The organism is Phenylobacterium sp., from assembly GCF_046463815.1.
Lineage (GTDB): Bacteria > Pseudomonadota > Alphaproteobacteria > Caulobacterales > Caulobacteraceae > Phenylobacterium.
The window spans coordinates 122387-140183 of the sequence record NZ_JBKBRO010000005.1 but is presented as its reverse complement, the minus strand read 5'-3'; the positions used below and the strand labels follow the sequence as shown (position 1 = coordinate 140183).

General features: G+C 70.3%; 15 protein-coding genes. 4 read left to right on the top strand and 11 right to left on the bottom strand.

What is annotated here, in order from left to right:
• The first annotated feature begins 21 nt into the window (after positions 1-21).
• Complete coding sequence (locus ACK4TT_RS04755) at positions 22-2523, top strand: TonB-dependent receptor plug domain-containing protein (protein WP_410212538.1); 2502 nt, start codon at positions 22-24, stop codon at positions 2521-2523.
• Positions 2524-2761: 238 nt separating this feature from the next.
• On the opposite strand, the gene ACK4TT_RS04750 is transcribed toward ACK4TT_RS04755, so the two are convergent.
• The gene (locus tag ACK4TT_RS04750; RefSeq protein ID WP_409638799.1) at positions 2762-4051 is read right to left on the bottom strand and encodes a nucleotide sugar dehydrogenase; all 1290 of its coding nucleotides are present in this window, start codon (positions 4049-4051) and stop codon (positions 2762-2764) included.
• Positions 4052-4251: 200 nt separating this feature from the next.
• On the opposite strand from ACK4TT_RS04750, the gene ACK4TT_RS04745 reads away from it, so the two are divergent.
• On the top strand, positions 4252-4779 hold the full coding sequence (locus ACK4TT_RS04745; protein ID WP_409638802.1) for a DUF4402 domain-containing protein: 528 nt from the start codon (positions 4252-4254) through the stop codon (positions 4777-4779).
• A 4-nt stretch (positions 4780-4783) separates the two neighbouring features.
• Here the strand turns inward: ACK4TT_RS04745 and ACK4TT_RS04740 are convergent, their stop codons facing one another.
• Both ACK4TT_RS04740 and ACK4TT_RS04735 read right to left on the bottom strand, forming a co-directional pair.
• Entirely contained in the window at positions 4784-5854 is a 1071-nt protein-coding gene (locus ACK4TT_RS04740; protein WP_410212537.1) for a serine hydrolase domain-containing protein, read from the bottom strand.
• Between the two features lie 17 nt (positions 5855-5871).
• Complete coding sequence (locus tag ACK4TT_RS04735; RefSeq protein WP_410212536.1) at positions 5872-8202, bottom strand: TonB-dependent receptor; 2331 nt, start codon at positions 8200-8202, stop codon at positions 5872-5874.
• A gap of 139 nt (positions 8203-8341) precedes the next feature.
• Here ACK4TT_RS04735 and ACK4TT_RS04730 point away from each other — a divergent pair, with 139 nt between their 5' ends.
• Positions 8342-9001, top strand: coding sequence for a GntR family transcriptional regulator (locus tag ACK4TT_RS04730; protein ID WP_409638811.1), 660 nt, complete (start codon positions 8342-8344; stop codon positions 8999-9001).
• 7 nt (positions 9002-9008) lie between these two features.
• On the opposite strand, the gene ACK4TT_RS04725 is transcribed toward ACK4TT_RS04730, so the two are convergent.
• Genes ACK4TT_RS04725 through ACK4TT_RS04690 form a run of 8 tightly spaced genes read right to left on the bottom strand, consistent with a single transcriptional unit; the run spans position 9009 to position 16608 of the window.
• The gene (locus ACK4TT_RS04725) at positions 9009-11165 is read right to left on the bottom strand and encodes an AGE family epimerase/isomerase (protein ID WP_409638814.1); all 2157 of its coding nucleotides are present in this window, start codon (positions 11163-11165) and stop codon (positions 9009-9011) included.
• A 27-nt stretch (positions 11166-11192) separates the two neighbouring features.
• A complete protein-coding gene (locus ACK4TT_RS04720; RefSeq protein WP_409638817.1) occupies positions 11193-11981 on the bottom strand; it encodes a glycosyltransferase family 2 protein in 789 nt (262 codons plus the stop codon).
• Complete coding sequence (locus ACK4TT_RS04715; protein ID WP_409638820.1) at positions 11978-12331, bottom strand: hypothetical protein; 354 nt, start codon at positions 12329-12331, stop codon at positions 11978-11980. The genes ACK4TT_RS04720 and ACK4TT_RS04715 overlap by 4 nt, the downstream gene beginning before the upstream one ends.
• A complete protein-coding gene (locus ACK4TT_RS04710; RefSeq protein WP_410212535.1) occupies positions 12328-13143 on the bottom strand; it encodes a sugar phosphate isomerase/epimerase family protein in 816 nt (271 codons plus the stop codon). Before ACK4TT_RS04710 ends, ACK4TT_RS04715 begins: the two co-directional genes overlap by 4 nt.
• A gap of 1 nt (position 13144) precedes the next feature.
• Positions 13145-13927 (bottom strand): pyridine nucleotide transhydrogenase, encoded by a 783-nt coding sequence (locus ACK4TT_RS04705; protein WP_409638826.1) that lies wholly within the window; start codon positions 13925-13927, stop codon positions 13145-13147.
• On the bottom strand, positions 13924-15012 hold the full coding sequence (locus tag ACK4TT_RS04700; protein ID WP_410212534.1) for an NAD(P)/FAD-dependent oxidoreductase: 1089 nt from the start codon (positions 15010-15012) through the stop codon (positions 13924-13926). Before ACK4TT_RS04700 ends, ACK4TT_RS04705 begins: the two co-directional genes overlap by 4 nt.
• The gene (locus ACK4TT_RS04695) at positions 15009-16034 is read right to left on the bottom strand and encodes a glycosyltransferase (RefSeq protein ID WP_409638832.1); all 1026 of its coding nucleotides are present in this window, start codon (positions 16032-16034) and stop codon (positions 15009-15011) included. The genes ACK4TT_RS04700 and ACK4TT_RS04695 overlap by 4 nt, the downstream gene beginning before the upstream one ends.
• Positions 16035-16080: 46 nt before the next feature.
• Complete coding sequence (locus ACK4TT_RS04690; RefSeq protein ID WP_409638857.1) at positions 16081-16608, bottom strand: polysaccharide biosynthesis/export family protein; 528 nt, start codon at positions 16606-16608, stop codon at positions 16081-16083.
• A 406-nt stretch (positions 16609-17014) separates the two neighbouring features.
• On the opposite strand from ACK4TT_RS04690, the gene ACK4TT_RS04685 reads away from it, so the two are divergent.
• Positions 17015-17791: a transglutaminase-like cysteine peptidase gene (locus ACK4TT_RS04685; protein WP_409638860.1), complete on the top strand. Its 777-nt coding sequence runs from the start codon at positions 17015-17017 to the stop codon at positions 17789-17791.
• Positions 17792-17797 lie beyond the last annotated feature (6 nt).

The following is a 17797-nucleotide window of genomic DNA, read 5'->3' as shown; positions in this document are numbered from 1 at the left end:
ATCGAAACGAGGGGGTCCAAAGTGAAATCAGTATTCGCGGGCGCGAGCGCGTTCGCCCTCACCGTCGCCTTGGCCGGCGGCGCCATGGCCGCCGAAGCGGCCGCAGACACCGGCGCCGTGGAAGGCGTTATCGTCACCGGTACGCGCATGACGGGGCTTCGGGCCGTCGACAGCCCGGCGCCGATCCAGGTGCTGGACGACACGTCGCTCCAGCGCGTCGGCCAGTCGGACCTCATCCAGGCCATCGCCCAGAACGTGCCGTCCTTCAACGCCCAGGCGTTCGGCGGCGACACCGCCAACCTGACGCTGTCGGCCAAGCTGCGCGGCCTGTCGCCCAACCACGCCCTGGTGCTGATCAACGGCAAGCGCCGCCATGGCACGTCCAACCTGGCGGTGCTCGGCGGCCCGTTCCAGGGCGGCGCCACGGCGGACCTCAACTTCATCCCGCTGGGCTCGGTGGACCACGTCGAGGTGCTCCAGGAAGGCGCCGCGGCCCAGTACGGCACCGACGCCATCGCCGGCGTCATCAACATCATCATGAAGGACCAGCCCGAGGGCGGCATGATCATCGCCTCGGCCGGCAAGTACATGAGCGGCGGCGGCGACACGCCGTCCATCACCGCCAACGTCGGCTTCACGCCGGTCGAGAACAGCTACCTCAACCTGACCTTCGAGAGCCGCTACCACGACTACAGCTTCCGGGGCGACGTGGACCCTCGGGCGATCGTGACGCCCTACAACACCGGCTCCAGTTCGAACCTGTCGCGCTACCCGCAGCTCGTGAACCACCCCGACTATCCGTACGTGAACAACATCACGGGCGACGCCGAGTACCGGCTGCACATCGGCGCGTACAATTTCGGCTACCAGTTCGGCGACGGCGTAGAGCTCTACAGCTTCGGCACCTACGGCCATAAGTTCGGCCAGGCCTGGGAGAACTGGCGCGTCCCGAACCTTATCGTGGGCCGCGACGGCTCGATCCCCCGTCCGCTGGGCTTCCAGCCGCGCGAGGTGCTGATCGAGGACGACTACGCGGCCACCCTGGGGCTCACCGGCGAGGCCGGGGGCTGGAACTGGGACCTCGCCACCACCTACGGCAAGGACCATGTCGACATCGAGGTCCGGAACTCCTTCAACCGGTCGCTCTACATCGACACCTCGACAGCCACGACGCCGGGCTTCTCGCCGACGGACTTCTACGCCGGCTCGTTCATCGCCAGCCAGTGGACCACCCAGCTCGACCTGCGTCGGGAGTACGACATCGGCCAGGCTGGCCCGATGACACTCGCCTTCGGCGGCGAGTACCGGGAGGACAGCTACGAGATCAAGCCGGGCGATCCGGCCTCGCGCTACAAGGAGGGCTCGCAGTCCTATCCGGGCTTCGCGCTGACCGACGCCGGCAAGCACGGCCGCCACAGCTACGCGGTCTACGCCAACGCCGCGCTCAATCCGGTCGAGCCGCTCAAGCTCGACCTCGCGGCGCGCTACGAGAAGTTCAGCGACTTCGGCGACACGCTCGTCTTCAAGGGCACCGGCCGCTACGACTTCTCCGAGATGCTGGCCGTCCGCGGCACGGCCAGCACGGGCTTCCGGGCCCCCACGCTGGCGGAGTCCTACTATTCGGCGACCAACGTCTCGCCGACCTCGGCCTTCGTGCAACTGCCGCCCAATTCGGCGGCCGCCGCACTGGTCGGCGTCAACGGCCTGGACGCCGAGAAATCGCGCAACTTCAGCGTCGGCTTCGTGGCCCATCCCGGCCACGGGATCACCACGACCCTCGACGTCTACCAGATCACCATCAAGGACCGGATCGTGGGTTCGGGCTCGCTGTTCGGTTCGGGCGGCTCGGTCAATATCCCGGCCGTGCGGGACGCCATCCTGGCCAACGGCAACGTGCTCGACCCCACGGTGACGATGACGGGCATCAACATCTTCACCAACGGCCTCAACACCCGGACCCGGGGTGCGGAGTTCGTGCTCACCACGTCCAGCGACTTCGGCGACCTGGGCGCGGTCAACTGGTCGCTGATCGCCAACTACAACACCACCAAGGTGACCAAGATCGCGGCCCCGCCGCCGCAGCTCGCCGGCGCCTCGCTGTTCGACAAGTCGGCGATCGCCAACCTCGAGACGGCCTCGCCCAAGTACCGGATCGTCGGCGGCGCGCTGTGGACGATCGGGGCCCTGACGGTGAACCTCAAGGAGTCGCTGTACGGCCCGTCGTCCAGCTACTCCAGCCGCACCGGTTGTCCGCTGATCAACACGCCGGCGACCTGCTACAAGACGACGATCAAGGCGGCGGTGATCACCGACCTGGAGCTCAGCTACAAGGTGCTGGACGACGTGAAGGTCGCCGTGGGCGCCAACAACCTGTTCAACCGGTACCCGGACAGGGTGAACGCCTTCCTGCGCGACGAGTACCTGCGCAACAACTCCAACAGCTACGTCACCCAGTATCCGACGTTCTCGCCGTTCGGGATCAACGGCGGCTACTACTACGGCAAGGTGACCTACACCTTCTGAGGCCGGCGTGAGCCCGGAGGCCGCGGGACGCCCGTCCCGCGGCCTTTCCCGTGGCTGTCCGGATAAACAAAAAGCCGCGCCTCTCGGCGCGGCCAGTTAAGGGAGGAAACGCCCCTAAGGGCAGGACCACCCTCCCCCGCTTCCTGGCCGCCCGGAAGCGGGGCCTGGATCATTTGACGATCTGGTTCGCCGGGCGCCCCGCTCGCAGGCGCCGCGCCCGGTTTTTAGGCGCCGCTGATCAGAGGCGCAGGTCGGCGGCGTCCTTGGGCAGCATGGCCTTCACGTCGAAAACCACCGCATCCGGCCTGCCGAACGCCCGGATCTTCGCGGGGCCGAGGTCGGCGAACTCCCTGTGGGCCACGGCCAGGATCACGCCGTCGTAGGCGCCGGGCTCGGGCGCCTCGACGAGCTCCAGGCCGTACTCGTGGCGGGCGTCCTCGGCCGCGATCCAGGGGTCCCAGACGTCCACCCGCGCGCCGTAGTCGGCAAGCTCGCGTACGATGTCGATGACGCGGGTATTGCGCAGGTCGGGCGTGTTCTCCTTGAACGCCAGGCCCATGAGCAGCACGCGGGCGCCCTTCACCAGCACGCCGCGGCGGATCATCTCCTTGACCAGCTCGCGGGCCACGTAGCCGCCCATGCCGTCGTTGATCCGCCGGCCGGCCAGGATCACCTCGGGGTGGTAGCCCAGGGCCTCGGCCTTGTGGGTCAGGTAGTAGGGGTCGACGCCGATGCAGTGGCCGCCCACCAGTCCCGGCTTGAAGTTCAGGAAATTCCACTTGGTGGCCGCCGCCGCCAGCACCTCCTGGGTGTCCACGCCGATCCGGTGGAAGATCAGGGCGAACTCGTTGATCAGGGCGATGTTCAGGTCGCGCTGGGTGTTTTCGATGACCTTGGCGGCCTCGGCCACCTTGATCGAGCTGGCGCGGTGGACGCCGGCCGTCACCACCGAGGCGTAGAGCGCTTCGACGAAATCGGCGGCCTCGGCCGTCGAGCCCGCCACCACCTTCACGATGCTCTCCAGCCGGTGGACGGGGTCCCCCGGATTGGCCCGCTCGGGGCTGTAGCCGGCGAAGAAGTCGCGGTTGAACTTGAGGCCCGAGACCTGCTCCACGACGGGGATGCAGTCCTCCTCGGTGGCGCCCGGATAGACCGTGGACTCGTAGATCACCACGCCGCCCCGGCCGATCGCCCCGCCGACCGTGCGGCTGGCGGCCATCAATGCGCCGAGATCGGGCCGCTTGTGGGCGTCGATGGGCGTCGGCACCGTCACGATGAAGACGTTGCAGGCCTTGAGCGACGCGGGGTCCGTGCTGAACGACAGCGCCTTGGCGGCCTTCAGCGCCTCCGGGGAAACCTCCAGCGTCCGGTCGCGCCCCGCCGACAGCTCGGCCGTGCGCCCGGGGTCGACGTCGAAGCCCACCACCTCGAACCGCTGCGCGAACGCCACCGCCAGCGGCAGGCCCACGTAGCCCAGGCCCAGGACCGCGATGCGGACCGGCCCGCCGGCGAAAGGATGTTCGAGCATCGGCGCCTCGCGTTGCAACCCGGCCGTGACCTAGCACGGTTCGGCCTCTCCACGGGAAGCCCCGGAGGCCTTCGACGCTGCGCGGATGGGTTGCGGGGCATCCCCATGTGCGGTTGCTGGCGCCGCCCGGACTCGAGGGTCTATCCTTGATTCGCCGAGCTTTTCGGCGCTGGCGCCCTTTCGGGAGCTTACGAGGCCCGATGCTCAAGCCCCGCATCGCCATCATCGTCGCCGGTCTGCTGCTCGCCACCGGCCCGGCGGCAGCCCAGAGCAACAGCAGCACGGTGGTCGCCGCGACCGGCGTCATCTTCCAGCCCATCGTGCTCACCAAGGACACCGATCTCAACTTCGGCACCGTGGTGCGGCCGCAGTCGGGCAGCGGATCGGTCGCGATCGACGCCGCCACGGGCCAGCGCACGCTGTCGGGCCAGGGAGCCGTCCTCAACACAGGCCCCGCCGCCGGCCGCGCGACCTTCACCGTAGGGGGCGAAGGCGGCCAGACCTTCACCATCTCGGCGCCGGCCACCCTCACCCTGACCCGTTCCGGCGGATCGGAGACGGTGGTCGCCACCCTGACCCCCTCGGCGACCACCGGTGTGCTCAGCGGCAGCCTGGGCGGCGGGCCGGGCTCTTCGAGCTTCGGCGTGGGCGGCCAGTTGCCGATCGCCGACAGCCTGACGGCGGGCGCCTACGCCGGCACGTTCACGGTCACCGTCGCCTACAACTGAGCGCTCAGCGGCCGTCGGCCGCCAGTATGATCGCCCGAGCTTCCCGCAGGTCCCCCGCCACGGCGGCGAGGCGATGCTTGAGGAAGAACAGGCCGTAGGTCCCCGACGCTCGGTCAACCCAGGGATAGACGCCGAACGCGCCCGGACTGGAGACCATCACGCACCGGTTCGCGGCGTCCAGGGTCTCGCACCAGTGGCCGATCGCGTACTGGGCGTCCGACGGCATGCCCGGCGGCATGAAGACCCGGGGCGTCTTCAACGTTTGCACGCTCTCCATGGCGGCGAAGGCCTTGGGCGAGAGGATGCGGCGCCCGTCAACCTCGCCCTTCTGCGCGATCATCCGCAGGAACCGGGCGTAGTCGTCGGCGGTGGTGAACACGCCCGCCTGGAGGTTCGGATTGCGGACTCCGGCCGGATCCGCCCCGGGCTGCATGGGATTGCCCCAGTAGGTCCGCGTCAGGCCCAGCGGCCTCGCGATCCGCTCGTCGAAGAGCTGGGCCCACGGCTTGCCGGTGGCCCGTTCCACCATCAGGCCGGCGAGCTGCATCGAACCGCTGCCGTACTTGAAGACGGCGCCGGGCGCGTCGGCCAGCGGTCGCGCCCCGATCTCCAGCGCGCCCCGTTCGAGCGGGATGCGGACGTCCTGCTTCAGGTCGGTCATATCGGCGAGACTGCCCTGGCCCGAGGTGAAGGACATGAGCTGGCGCAGCGTGATCCTCGCCGCCTCGCCCTGGAGTTCCGGGATGACCCGGCCGATCGGCTCGTCCAGCGAGAGCTTGCCCTCGTCGACGACGGTCATGACCAGTGTGGCCGTCATCCACTTGGACGCCGAGGCGATCGGCGTCGGCGCGTCTGGATCGATGTCGCCCTCCTGAAGGCGATACAGCAGCCGTCCGTCCTTGAAGACCATGGCGATCACGCCGGGGGCGCCATCCTCCTGGACCACCTCCCGCAGCTTGGCCTCCAGCCCGGGCGGCGGGCCCGCCCAGGCAGGCGCCGCCAGCGACAGCGCCAGAACCGATGCCAGGACGACTCCCAGACCGCGGCGATCGCGCCGCCCGTTCACTTCACGCACCAACGCCTCTCCTTGCTTCAACGACGCACCCGCAGGGTCGCCCCGATCGTCCGCGGATCGCCCAGCGTGGCGAACAGCGCCCCCGAATTCCCCGCCTGGGCCGAGATCGAGGTGAAGTACTTCTCGTCCAGAAGGTTCTTCGACCAGAGGAAGACCTCCCAGGACCGCCCCCACCGGAAGCCCGCCCGGGCGTTCACCACCGTATAGGCGTCGACGCGCTGGTCGCGGGACGTGGCGGCGTCCGAATAGAAGCCGGAGCGGTGCTGGGCGTCGAGGCTCAGGTAGACATCGCCGTCGAGACCGGCCAGCCGCGCGGGACGGGCGTACTCCCCGCCCACCGAGCCGGCCCACTTGGAGACGCCCGGCAACGGCCGACCGCTGAGATCGCATGCGGCGCTCGACCCTCCCGTCTTCTCCAGCGGGCAGGGACCGTTGGCGTAGGACACGTACTCGGCGTCCGTGTAGGCCAGCGACGCGTAGCCGTTGAACTGAGGCCCGGCGGCGAAACGCAGGTCGGCCTCGAAGCCTTGCGAGCGCACCTTGTCGATGTTGTCCAGGTAGCGGAGCGTGAGCCCGCTGGAGGTGTCCACGACGTTGGCCTGGTAGTCGTCGGTCACGGTCCTGAAGATCGCCAGGTTGGCCGTCAGCCGTCGATCCAGCAGTTCGGTCTTCAGGCCGAGTTCGGCCGAGGTCACCTTCTCCGGATCGACCACCGCCTTGTCGACCATGGGGACGCCGGCCGCCGTCGAGGGAAGGCCGCTGAGGTTGACGCCGCCCGACTTGTAGCCGCGGGCCAGCGAGCCGTAGGCCATGACCCCGCTCACCGGTTCATAGGAAAGGTTGATCATGCCCGAGAAGCTGCCGTCGGACATGCCGGCGCTATAGGCCTGCGGCCGGGCCAGCGCGAGCTTGACGGCCACCAGGGACGGGACCGTCGTGGCGAGCCCGCCGGACACCGTCTGGTCGAACTGGGCGTCCTTCTCCTCGTGGGTGTAGCGCACGCCCGCCGTCGCCTTCAGGGCCGGCGTGAACGCCCAGGTAGCCTGGCCGAAGGCGGCGTAGCTGTGGGTGGTGACGCCCGCCTCGATCTGCTGCAGGTATCCGTCCAACAGGTTGCGCGGCAGGGCCGGACTGACGAGCCAGTAGGTCGCGTCAGCGCCGAACTGCGCCGCGGCGTGGGAGTCCACCTCCTGGCGATAGGCGTACAGGCCCGCCACGTACTGCAGGCGCGTATCGCCATTGGAGGCCAGCCGCAGCTCAAGCGACGACTGCTCCTGGTCGTTCGCGTTCTCGGCCCGCGTCATCACCGACAGGGACGTGTAGTCGCCGTCGTTGGCGGGCTTCCAGCTCCAGCGCCGCCAGGCGGCCACCAACGTCAGGGTCGCCGCCCCGAGGTCCCAATCCGCCACGGCCGAGACGCCGGACAGCGTCTGGCCTGCGCGCACCGGCGAGTTCACGTCGCTGAGCCGATCATAGGGGTCGCGGCTGGGGGGCGCATACCCCAGGCCCGCGGCGAGCGCCTCGAACTGCGCCGAGGCCGGCTTCAGCGTCGTCCCCACTCCGGCGAAGACCACATAGCAGCAGTCCAGGTCCTGGTGGTTGTAGTCGGCCGAAAGCCGCAGGCTGAAACTGTCGCTGGGTCGGAAGAGGAGCTGTCCGCGCACGGCCGCGTTCGATTGGTTGTTGAGGTCCGCGCCCGTCACCGCGTGGCGTTCGAAGCCGTCCCGTTCGGTCACCGAGCCCGACACGCGGATCGCGACGCTCTCGCCCAGCGGGCCCGACAGCGATCCCTTGGCCTGCGCGAAACCCTCGTCTCCAAGCGTGACCTCGCCTGTGGCCTCGACGTCGAAGCTCGGCGCCCGGGTGGTCACGCTGAGCGCGCCCGCCGTGGTGTTCTTGCCGAACAGGGTGCCTTGCGGCCCCCGCAGGACCTCGATCCGCTCGATGTCCAGGAGGTCGAAGGTCGCCGCCGCCGAGCGGCTGAAATAGACCTGATCGACATAGAAGCCGACGCCGGGCTCAAGGCCGTCGTTGGCCAGGCCCGGATTGTTCCCCAGCCCGCGGATGTTCACCGTGGTGTTGCGGGGATTGGCCGAGATGAACTGCAGGCTGGGCGCCAGGCGCGGGAGCTGGGCGACGCTGTAGATGCCGGCCCGATCGAGGCGTTCACCGCCGACCACCGTCATGGCGATCGGCACGTCCTGAACGCTCTCCTCCCGCCGCCGAGCCGTCACGATCAGCTCGTCCACCGCGACCTGTTGGACCTCGAGCTCCGCAGCCGTCGCTCCCGACACCGGCGTCGCCGCCGCGACAAGCCCCATGGCCAACAGGCCGGACCGCATCCGCATCCTTCGTTCCTCCCCAGTCACGCCCGCTTGCTCTCGGGTCTGGAACCGTATTGTCGACAATTTCTATTATTGTCAACAATCTATGGATGGCGGCGCCGCGCGAGGGGCTGTTATGAAGCTCCGGGGAGAGGACCCGCGGATGACGAAGTTTGGTGGATCGGCGGAGCGGATCGCCCAGGAGGTGATCGCTCGCATTCAGCGCAGGGAGCTGGCGACGGGCGATCGCCTGCGCGAACAGGCCCTGGCCGACGAGTTCGGCGTGAGCCGCGGTCCGGTGCGCGAGGCCCTGCGCCTGCTGGCCTCCGGCTATTGGGTCGCGCTGGAACCCGGCAAGGGCGCGCGGGTCACGGGGCCAACCGAGGAACCCGAGGCGGACGGCATCCTGGTGGCGGCCGCGCTGCTGGGCGTCGCGGCGCGCCTGGCCGCCGCCAACGCCACCCCGTCCGACATCGCCGAGATCGGAGCGCTCTCGGAACAGATCGCCGCGGGGGCGATCGAGGGCCAGACGCCGGAGGCCTTCATCGCGCTGACCTGGCGCATGGGCATGAGGATCGTGGAGGCCGCCCACAACGCCCGCCTGCGCGAATACCTCGAGGCCTACGGCGGCCTCTACCGGATCGCGCCCGCCGGCCTTCTGGGCGAGGCGCGCCGGCTGGAGGTCGCCCGGCGCTGGGTGGATATCGCCCTCGCCCTCCGCAACCGCGACGGCCATGCGGCCGAGCGCCTGCTTCGGGGGCACATCGAGGACGCCCTGCTGACGATCCAGCGGCGCAGCGTCAATCCGGCGCTCTGGGACTAGGATCTCATCAGCCGGGCCGCCCCCGCAGCTCCAGGATCGCCATCAGCAGGTGGTAGAAGGAGGTCGACGGAGCCGGCTCCTCCACGAAGCCGCCGTCGGGCCGCATCTTGTCGCGCCACACGCCGCGGGCCGGCGTCTGGAGGTAGCGCGCGAGCCCCCGGGCCGCCGAGACGGCGTCATCATCCTCGCCGAGGATCAGGGCCGCCTTCAGGCGCTCGGTCTGCGGCCACAGGCGGGCCACGCCGTCGCGGACGCTGAGGTCGTCCCAGAGCGCGTTGACCGCCACCTCGCGCGCCGGATCGACCCCACGACAGCCCACGTCGTAGAGCCGCCTGGCGGTGGCCGGCCCGCGTGGATCGCCGCGCATGGCGCCCCACCGCTGGAGCAGCCAGGCCCATTCGAACTGGTGCCCGGGCTCGACGAGCCCCGCCTCGCCCTCCATCGCAGCCCAGCCGGCGTCGAAGAACTCGCGCAGCACGCCGCTCTCGGGGTCGATGAAGCGGCCCAGCGCCAGCTCGGCCACCTCGTCGGCCAGCGCCGCCCAGGGCGCGCCGCCGCCGGCCGCCTCCCAGGCCAGCGCGGCCTCGAACAGATGCATGTGGGCATTGGCCTGAAAGGGCTGGTCGCCGACCTCGCGGAAGCCGCCCGTGTCGTGGCGCAGCATCTCCAGCGCCCGGCGCAGGAGCTGCCCCTCTTCCAGCCAGCGCGGCTCGTCCGGCTGGGCGCGATGGAGCGCGCTGGTCGCCAGCAGGCCGAAGGCATGCTCGTAGAGGTGGCCGGTATCGTCCCGCACCTCGCCTTCGGTGGTCATCGCCGAGACGAAGAGGCCGTCGGGCCGGCGGCCATGCCGGACCAGGAAGTCGTAGCCGCCGATGGCGAGTTGCAGCCAGGGGCCGTCGAACCCCTCGGCCGCGGCGGTGGCGAACACGAACGCCTGCCGCGCCAGGCTGCGGGCGCGGCGCCGCGGCTCGTGCGGCTCGCCGCGCGCCGTCAGGGCCTCGCGGAAGCCGCCATTCCCGGGGTCGGCGCCGACCGTCCCCCAGAGCGGCAGGGCCGCCGTGCGCAGCCACAGGTCGTACCAGTCCCGCGCCGCCTCCACGGTCCTGAAGCGAGGCCCCGAGCCACCGGGCGGCGCGCCGGCCGCGGCGTCCTTCACCGCCTGGCTGGCCCCCAGGCCGCAGACCAGCACCGCGTCGGACTCGACGACGACCGCGAGATCCGACACGCCCACCACCGCCACATGGATGTCGCCCGGCGCCCTGACGAGCACGTTCGACGAGCGCACCGCCTGGACATCTCCTCCGAGGCAGTTGCCGTCGCCGTCGCGCGCAGAGGCGGCGAGCACCGCGTCCCAGGCCCCCACGTCCGACCACCGGAAGCTCACGGGCAGCACGGCGGCGCGGTCGGTCTTCTCCATGACCGCGTAGTCGATCGAGATCTTCGGCGCCCGGCGGAACGGTCGCCCCAGCACCCGCACCCCGCCCTCGGCCTCGGCCTCCGCGACCGCCGCGCGGGCGGCCTCGGCGACGCCCGGCGCGTGGACCGCGAGCTCGTCCATCAGGGTCTTGGCCTGGGCGACGAAGTTGCCGCTGTTCCACAGGAAACCCTCGGCCACATAGGCCCGGGCCCGCTCAGCGTCGGGCTTCTCGACGAAAGCGGCCACGGGCTTCACCGCCTGGCTTCCATCGCCCGGACGGATGTAGCCGTAGGCCGTGGACGGCTCGGCCGGCGTCACGCCCAGGGTCACGATGGCGCCGTCACGGGCGCCGGCCAGGGTGTCGCGCACGGCGGCTCTGAACGCCTCGGCGTCGGGGATGTCGTGGTCGGCAGAGACGATGACCGCCACGGCCTCGGGCTCGGTCGCCTCGATCCAGGCGCAGGCCGCGGCGATGGCGGCGGCGGAGTCCCGCGGCTCGGGTTCCAGCAGCACCACGGCCTCGACGCCCAGTTCGGCGAGCTGGCACTCGATCAGGGCCTTGTGCGCCACGCCCGCCACGACCAGCACCCGGCCGTCCTGCGCCAGCGGCGCCACGCGCGTCACCGTCTCCTGGAAGCTGGAGCGCGCTCCGGTCAGCGGGATGAACTGCTTGGGCAGCCAGGGGCGCGACGCCGGCCAGAGCCGGGTCCCGGACCCGCCGCACATGATCACCGGATAGACGCTCAAGCCTCGCCCTCAGGTCGCCCCAGGCGCCTAACTAACCCGAGGCGGGTTGAATCGGCCAAGGCAGACATCGAGCAGGGTCTTTAGCAGGGCGTATTCCCCACGGAAGGGCCGGATCTTGGTCGGGGCCTTCTCGCCCTTCGGATAGCGGCGGGCGGTGGGCCGCTCGGTGCACCGGAAGCCGAGGCGCGGGGCCCGGTAGTTCATGTAGGCCAGGAGCTCGTAGTCCCGGAATTCGGGCCGGAAGATCCCCATCCGGGGGTCCTCCAGAAGCCGCCGGCTGTAGGCCCGGAAGCCCTGGGTGGTGTCGGTCCAGCGGAACCCCGAGGCCAGGCTCAGCGCCGGGGCGTGGATCAACCGGATGGCGAGGTCGCGCAGCCAGGGCGTGTTCTCGGCCACCCCGCCGGGGACGTAACGCGACGCCTGGACGAAGTCCCAACCCTCCTCCAGCGCTTGGACGAAGTCGGGAATGGCGTCGGGGTCGTCCTTGTCGTTGCCGTCGATGGTGACGACGCCCCGGTACCCCTGGTCCAGCACGAAGGCGTAGGCGCAAAGGAGCTGGGCGCTGAGCTTGCCGGAACCCGTCTTGCGGACCAGCCCCGCCACGCGGTGGGCGTCCAGGCGCTCGGGCGCGAGCGAGCCATCGGTGGAGCCGCCGTCGACGATCACGATATCGGCCAGGTCGGCGATGTTCAGCGCGCTCATGCGGGCCAGCAGGCGGCCGATCCGCTCGCCCTCGTTGATGACCGGGATCACCACGCACCAGTCGCGGGTCCGCCCCGTCCAGCGCTCGACGGCGTGTTCGGGCACGAACCTCATGCGGCGCCCTTGGCGAAGGCCAGCGCAACGATGCCGGACAGCAGCAGGCCGTAGCCCAGCCAATGCAGCGGGGTGAAGGCGTCGCGGATCAGGAAGGCCGAGGCCGCGCCGACGATGACGATGGCGCCCGCCGTCGAGACCGGATGGGCGATGTTGAGCGGCAGGCGGGTGACGGCGGCGGCATAGGCCAGGAACGCCGCGCCGTAGCTGACCGCCGCCAGCAGGAGCCGCCAGTTGGTCAGCAGCCCCACCGGATCGGCGAGGTTCAGCGGCCCCTTCGAGCTCAGCTTCACCATAACGCTGGCTGCGGCGTTGGCCAGGATTCCCACAATCACGAGCAGCCAGGTCATTCGGCGCCCCCATAGGCGGTCCTGGCGACGGCCACCGCCCGGCCGACGGCCTGGAGCGCGGGCTCGTCGCCGGGGGTCAGCATCTCGACCGTCACCGTCAGCTCTGGCCGCGTCCGTCGCAACGCCGCCGCCGCGGCGGCATGCGGCGCTCCTCCGTCGCCCAGCGGGACCAGACCCGGTTCGCTGGCATGGATGTGGCCGATCAGGCCAGCGTGGGCGGCGATCGTGGCGCCCGGGTCCTCGCCGTTCACCGCGATGGCCCCGACGTCGAGCTGCAGGCGGATGGCCGGATGATCCACGGCCCGGACCATTTCGGCCGCCTCGTCGGTGCCGGTCATGAAATTGCAGCCGTAGCGGACCGGATTGGCCTCCAGGCAGACGACGACGCCCTCCCCGGCCGCGGCGTCGCCCAGCCGGCGGAAGAAGTCGACGGCGACCCTGCGCACGGTGTCGTCGTCCAGCCCGCTCCGGTCCCGGTTCTTCGGCGACCCGAAGGTCAGCGCCCGCGCCCCCAGCAGCCGGCCCGTGCGGCACACGCCGGCCAGCCGCGCCAGCATGGCCCCGCCGCTGTCGGAAAACAGGTTCAGACCGGTGGTCCCGAACAGCAGGCTCTGCATCCCGGCGACCCCGAAACCCCGGTCCGCCCACCAGCGGCGCACCCGCTCGGCGTCGGCTTCGGAGACGGCGGCCGGATCGGCGAAGTACTTGCCGGGCGCCAGGTCCACCTGGGTGACGCCGGCCGCCGCCAGCAGATCGGCGACCGCCCCGTCCTCGTCCACGTCCCAGGCGATGTTGGAGACCGACAGGCGCATGTCAGGCCAGGGGCTTCGACGGCGGTTCGGATTGGGCGTAGGCCCGGATGGCCATCAGGCTCTCGCGCCGCGAATACTGGTAGGCGCCGGTCCCGCCGAACAGCTCGGCGTGGCGGGTGCGGAAATCGTAGGCGGCGGGCGCCCGCCCCTCCACGACGTTGTCGAAGTCGCGTCCGAATCCCTCGCGCGCTGCGTCGGCCACGGACAGGGGCTCGGCGGTGAGGTGGATGAGGCGCAGGCCCGCTTCCAGGGCCGTCTTCACGTCGGCCCACAGGTTCACCATCGGATAGAACTGATAGACGCCCCGCGCATCGATGGCGCCCAGGTTGTTGTCGTTGCGGAGGTCGAAAAGGGCGTTCTTGCGCAGCCCCGGCCCCACCAGCCCCGGCAGGCGGACGATCAGGGCCTCCGGGAAATGCGCCCGCACCCTTTCCTCCAGCCGGCGGCGGTTCGAGCCATAGGGTCCGGGTCGGGCGGCGTCGGGATCGGACGCCTCGTCCACGCCGCGGCTGTCGGCGAAGACGTCCACCGTGCTGATCAGCACCACCTGGCGGGCCTCCACGGCCTCCAGGCAGTCGGCCAGGGCGTCCAGCTTCGCCCGGTCCGCCTCCGGTTCGCGGTCGGCGATCCACTTCTGAGCCGGGGCGCCGGCGCAGACCAGAAGGTCCACGGAGCGTCCCCGGATCTGCTCGACGTCGGTCGAGCGGTACCTCAGATCGAAGCCGCGCTGGCGCAGCAGCGTCTGGCCCACATAGCCGCTCCAGCCGATCAGGGCGTCGCTCATGCCGGCAGCTCCTCCTGGTCCAGGCGCTCCAGCACGTCGAACACGTTGTCGATCTTGCCGCCCAGGATGCTGAACAGCCGTCCGCTGGGATGGCGCTCGAACAGGATCGGCCGGCCGTCGTCGCCTTCGTTGCGGGTCAGCACCGTCTTCACGGTGAACAGCGATTCCACCACCTCGCTGCGGGCCAGGACCGGCGCATAGCGGGCCGCGTCGCGCAGCATCCGGTCCACGCGGCTCGCCTTCGGATAGGCGTCAAGCACCGCGTAGGGGTCGCGCTCGCCGGCCTCGGTCCAGCTCATGTGCGGCGTATAGCGGACGTGGGACAGGGAATGCAGCCCGTGCGCGGGGAACGGCATGCAGGAGAAGAACGGCCCGTCCATGACGGTCACGCCCAGGCCCTCGAACTCGGATGGCGGCCGCACCAGCGCAAGTTCCGTCAACTCGTGCTTGAGACCGAGCGGCGCGCCGCCCGCGATCCGCTGGAGACCGCTGTAGGTGCAGTTGAAGACTACGCCGGCGTCGAGCGGCCTCTCTCTCTCTCCGGACCTCACGGCCAGGCGGACGCCCTCGCGGTCCGCTTCGACACCCGTGACCTCGGCGCCCAAAGTGACCGCCACGCCCGCCTCGGTGAGCGCCTGCTCCGCGATCCGGGCCAGGCGGCCCGCGTCGAACGCCGCCTCCTCGGCGAGGTAGGCGCGGGCGATCAGCCGCTCGTCGAAGAGTCCTGCGATCTGCGGCGGCGCGGGCTCCAGCGGCGCGCCGATGTCGGCGCAGAGGCGCTCCATCTGCCGGGGCGTGGCCTTGGAGTTGCGCCGCGCCAGGGCGTAGACGGCCTGGAAGCCCACCACCGCCTCTCCGAACCGGGCCAGGAAGCGGGCGTAGTTGGCGCGGCTGCGATAGGCGGTCGTGAAGCTGCGCAGGTAGTGGTAGCCGCCGTGCACCCGGGCCTGGTTGGCGAACGAGGCGCCGTGCATCAGGAAGGAGCCCGCTTCCAGAAGCCGCACGTCCGCCAGCCCGCGGGCCCGCAGGTGGACGGCGATCATGGCTCCGTAGAAGCCGCCGCCCACGACGACGGCGGCGGTCATTCGCTCCCCAGGCGGGCCGGCGCCGGATGGGCCTGGCTTCGGACGTTCAACCGCTCGCGCCGCGTCAGCACCGCGCTCGTGTGCTCCCCGGCCAGGTAGTAGGACGGCCCCTCCAGGGTCCAGGTCAGCATCTGGGCCACGTACTCGACCAGGATGAACAGCACCAGCGAGAGCAGGAAGAACATCCCGGACTGCTGGAGCGACAGCGTCGTCCACCCCGGCATGACGTCCGACTTGAAGAGCCGGATCAGGATCACATAGGCCGAGTAGAGCAGGTTCAGCGTGGCGCCCGCGATGGCCAGGCCCGAGGCCAGGCGCAGCGGCAGGATGGTCTGGGCGAACAGCAGGCTGAGCCCCCGCCGCGCCCGCGCGCCGAGGCTCTGGGCCGACTTCGGCGCCCGCGGGCCCGCGTACTCGATCGAGGCCTTGGGAAAGCCCGCCAGCGCCGGCAGCGCGCGGTAGCGCAGCGCCGGCTTGGGCTGCTCCATCAGGAAGCTGACGACCCGCTTGCTGGTCAGCCGGCAGATGGCCCCTTCGGTCGCCAGGTCCACGCCGACGAGGCGCCGGTAGGCCGACCGGAAGAGCCGGTCCAGCAGGCGCTCGGCCCCGCCCATGGGCTTGGGCGTGGTGTTGCGGATGGTGACGAGGTCGGCCCCCGCCGCGATCTTCTCCAGCGCCAGCGGCAGGAACGACAGGTCCTCGTTCAGCGGATCGAGCACCAGGACGTAGTCGCCCAGCGCGTTCTCGACGCCCGCCCAGATGGCGATCTCGGGGTCCACCGTGCGGATCAGCCGATAGACCTGCAGATTGGGCAGGCCGCCCTCCTGCACCAGCTCGGCGTACTCGCGGTGGCAGCCGTCCGTGGAGCCGTTGTCGACCACCACGAGCTCGAAATCCTCGACCTCCCGCGCGAGCTGGGTCGCCAGGGGCTCGAGCAGCGCGCGGACCCGGCCGCCGGCGTCCTTCAGCGGCACGACGACCGACAGCAGGATCGGATAGGGGGCGGGATCGGTGGTCTTCACGCGGCCAAGGTCGCCGATTTCCCCGCCCCTGCGCAACTCGCCCCCGCTAGAAGAACCGCTCCGCGATCCGGATGGTGTCGCCGGGCGCCACGGGCGTCGTGCCGGTGAGCGGGAAGGACTCCTCCTTCTCGCTGTCGGCCCGCTTGATGAAGACCTTCTTCATGTTGGCCCGATAGGTGAACCCCTCGGCCGTGGCCACGGCGTTCATCACCGTCAGCCCGTTGGTGTAGGGGTACTCCCCAGGCTTGTTCACCTCGCCCAGGATGTAGAACGGCCGGTAGTTCAGCACCTCGACGCTGACCCGCGGCTCCTTCAGATAGCCTTCCCTCAGGGCGCTCTCGACACCCCTCTGGAACTCCGGGACGGTCAGACCCGCGGCCTGGACCTCGCCGATCAGGGGAAAGGAAACCTTGCCCGACCCGGCGACCTGGAACTCACCGGTCAGATTGTCCTCGCCGAACGTGATCACCCGGATCTTGTCGCCCGCGCCTAGCCGGTAGGCGGCGACCTCGCGCTCGGCGACGGAGTCCTTCTCGGCGGCCGCCGCGCCGGAGGCCGCCACGGATGCGACCATCAGGGCGAACAACCCGACGCATGCGGCAGCGAACGCCGCAAGCCCTCCGATCCGACGCATTCTCCTCGACTCCGACGCGTGCACCACAACCTGGAAGCATACCTCACGGGGCCGGGGCCCGGAATACCGCCCGGCGATCCACCGCGCCGCCGGAAGATGGTGAATCGCCGGCAAACGGACCACGACCAAAGCAAAGCCCGGATACTCAACATTACCTATGCATTTACCATGCATCGGCAAGCGTGAACGAAAATGTAATCTTATATTTATTTCAGAGTAACCACATCAATACAGGTCAACTTAAGAGTCTACCAGTCAGAATACGCCCAATAAGAACGTATTGGGTGATGGTGTGGTGCTTCAAAGTAAGGTCCTGCGGCGGCTCGCAGCCGCCGCAGGGCTCTGGATGAGCGCGTCCGCCTGCCTGGCCGCGCCCGCCGCCGCCACGATGCCGCTCGGCCGCGCCGCGCTTCCGCCGGCGGGCTACGTCGCGTTTTGCCAGCGCCAGCCGCTCGACTGCGGCGCGGACGCAGCCCAGGTGCTGGCCGGCGCCCGCCGGGCCGAGGCCGACCGCAAGGCCCTGCTCGCCCCCGCCGCCGTGGGCCGGGCCGAACCCGCGGGCGACGTGACCCCCGCGCCCCTGCTTTTCACCGCCGTGATCGAGGCGGCCGAGGCGCCAGTCAGCGTGTCGTTCGTCGACCCGACGTGGCGCGCGAGCGCCCGCAGGTCCGCCATCCCCCGCCTGGATCCGGCCCTCTGGACGACCCTCAACCGGGTCAACGGCCGGGTGAACCAGAACCTCCTGCGGCGGACCGACGCCGACGCCTGGGGCGCGGACGACTACTGGGCCACGCCTCTGAGGGATGGGCTCTCCGCCGGCGACTGCGAGGATTTCGTGCTGGAGAAGCGCCGCGCGCTGCTCGACGCCGGCGTCCCGGCTCGCGCCCTCAACATCGCCGTTGCGACCACCGCCTGGGGCGAAACGCACGCCGTCCTGCTGGTGAACACGAGCAAGGGCGAGTTCGTGCTCGACAACCTGACTCCCTGGATCGTGCCCTGGAAGAGCGCGCCCTACCACTGGCGGCAACGCCAGGTCGGGGGCGAGGCCTTCAACTGGGTCATGGCCGCGCCTGCCGCCAAGTCCCGCCGCGGCCAGGGCGTGTTGATCGCCACGTTGCGATAGGCTCTC

What these genes read in the sequence shown, in the direction of transcription:
- ACK4TT_RS04690 (WP_409638857.1), bottom strand. Translation starts at nt 16,608, where the DNA reads ATGGTCGCATCCGTGGCGGCCTCCGGCGCGGCGGCCGCCGAGAAGGAC.
- ACK4TT_RS04745 (WP_409638802.1), top strand. Translation starts at nt 4,252, where the DNA reads ATGCTCAAGCCCCGCATCGCCATCATCGTCGCCGGTCTGCTGCTCGCC.
- ACK4TT_RS04720 (WP_409638817.1), bottom strand. Translation starts at nt 11,981, where the DNA reads ATGAGGTTCGTGCCCGAACACGCCGTCGAGCGCTGGACGGGGCGGACC.
- ACK4TT_RS04735 (WP_410212536.1), bottom strand. Translation starts at nt 8,202, where the DNA reads ATGCGGATGCGGTCCGGCCTGTTGGCCATGGGGCTTGTCGCGGCGGCG.
- ACK4TT_RS04730 (WP_409638811.1), top strand. Translation starts at nt 8,342, where the DNA reads ATGACGAAGTTTGGTGGATCGGCGGAGCGGATCGCCCAGGAGGTGATC.
- ACK4TT_RS04705 (WP_409638826.1), bottom strand. Translation starts at nt 13,927, where the DNA reads ATGAGCGACGCCCTGATCGGCTGGAGCGGCTATGTGGGCCAGACGCTG.
- ACK4TT_RS04700 (WP_410212534.1), bottom strand. Translation starts at nt 15,012, where the DNA reads ATGACCGCCGCCGTCGTCGTGGGCGGCGGCTTCTACGGAGCCATGATC.
- ACK4TT_RS04750 (WP_409638799.1), bottom strand. Translation starts at nt 4,051, where the DNA reads ATGCTCGAACATCCTTTCGCCGGCGGGCCGGTCCGCATCGCGGTCCTG.
- ACK4TT_RS04710 (WP_410212535.1), bottom strand. Translation starts at nt 13,143, where the DNA reads ATGCGCCTGTCGGTCTCCAACATCGCCTGGGACGTGGACGAGGACGGG.
- ACK4TT_RS04715 (WP_409638820.1), bottom strand. Translation starts at nt 12,331, where the DNA reads ATGACCTGGCTGCTCGTGATTGTGGGAATCCTGGCCAACGCCGCAGCC.
- ACK4TT_RS04685 (WP_409638860.1), top strand. Translation starts at nt 17,015, where the DNA reads ATGAGCGCGTCCGCCTGCCTGGCCGCGCCCGCCGCCGCCACGATGCCG.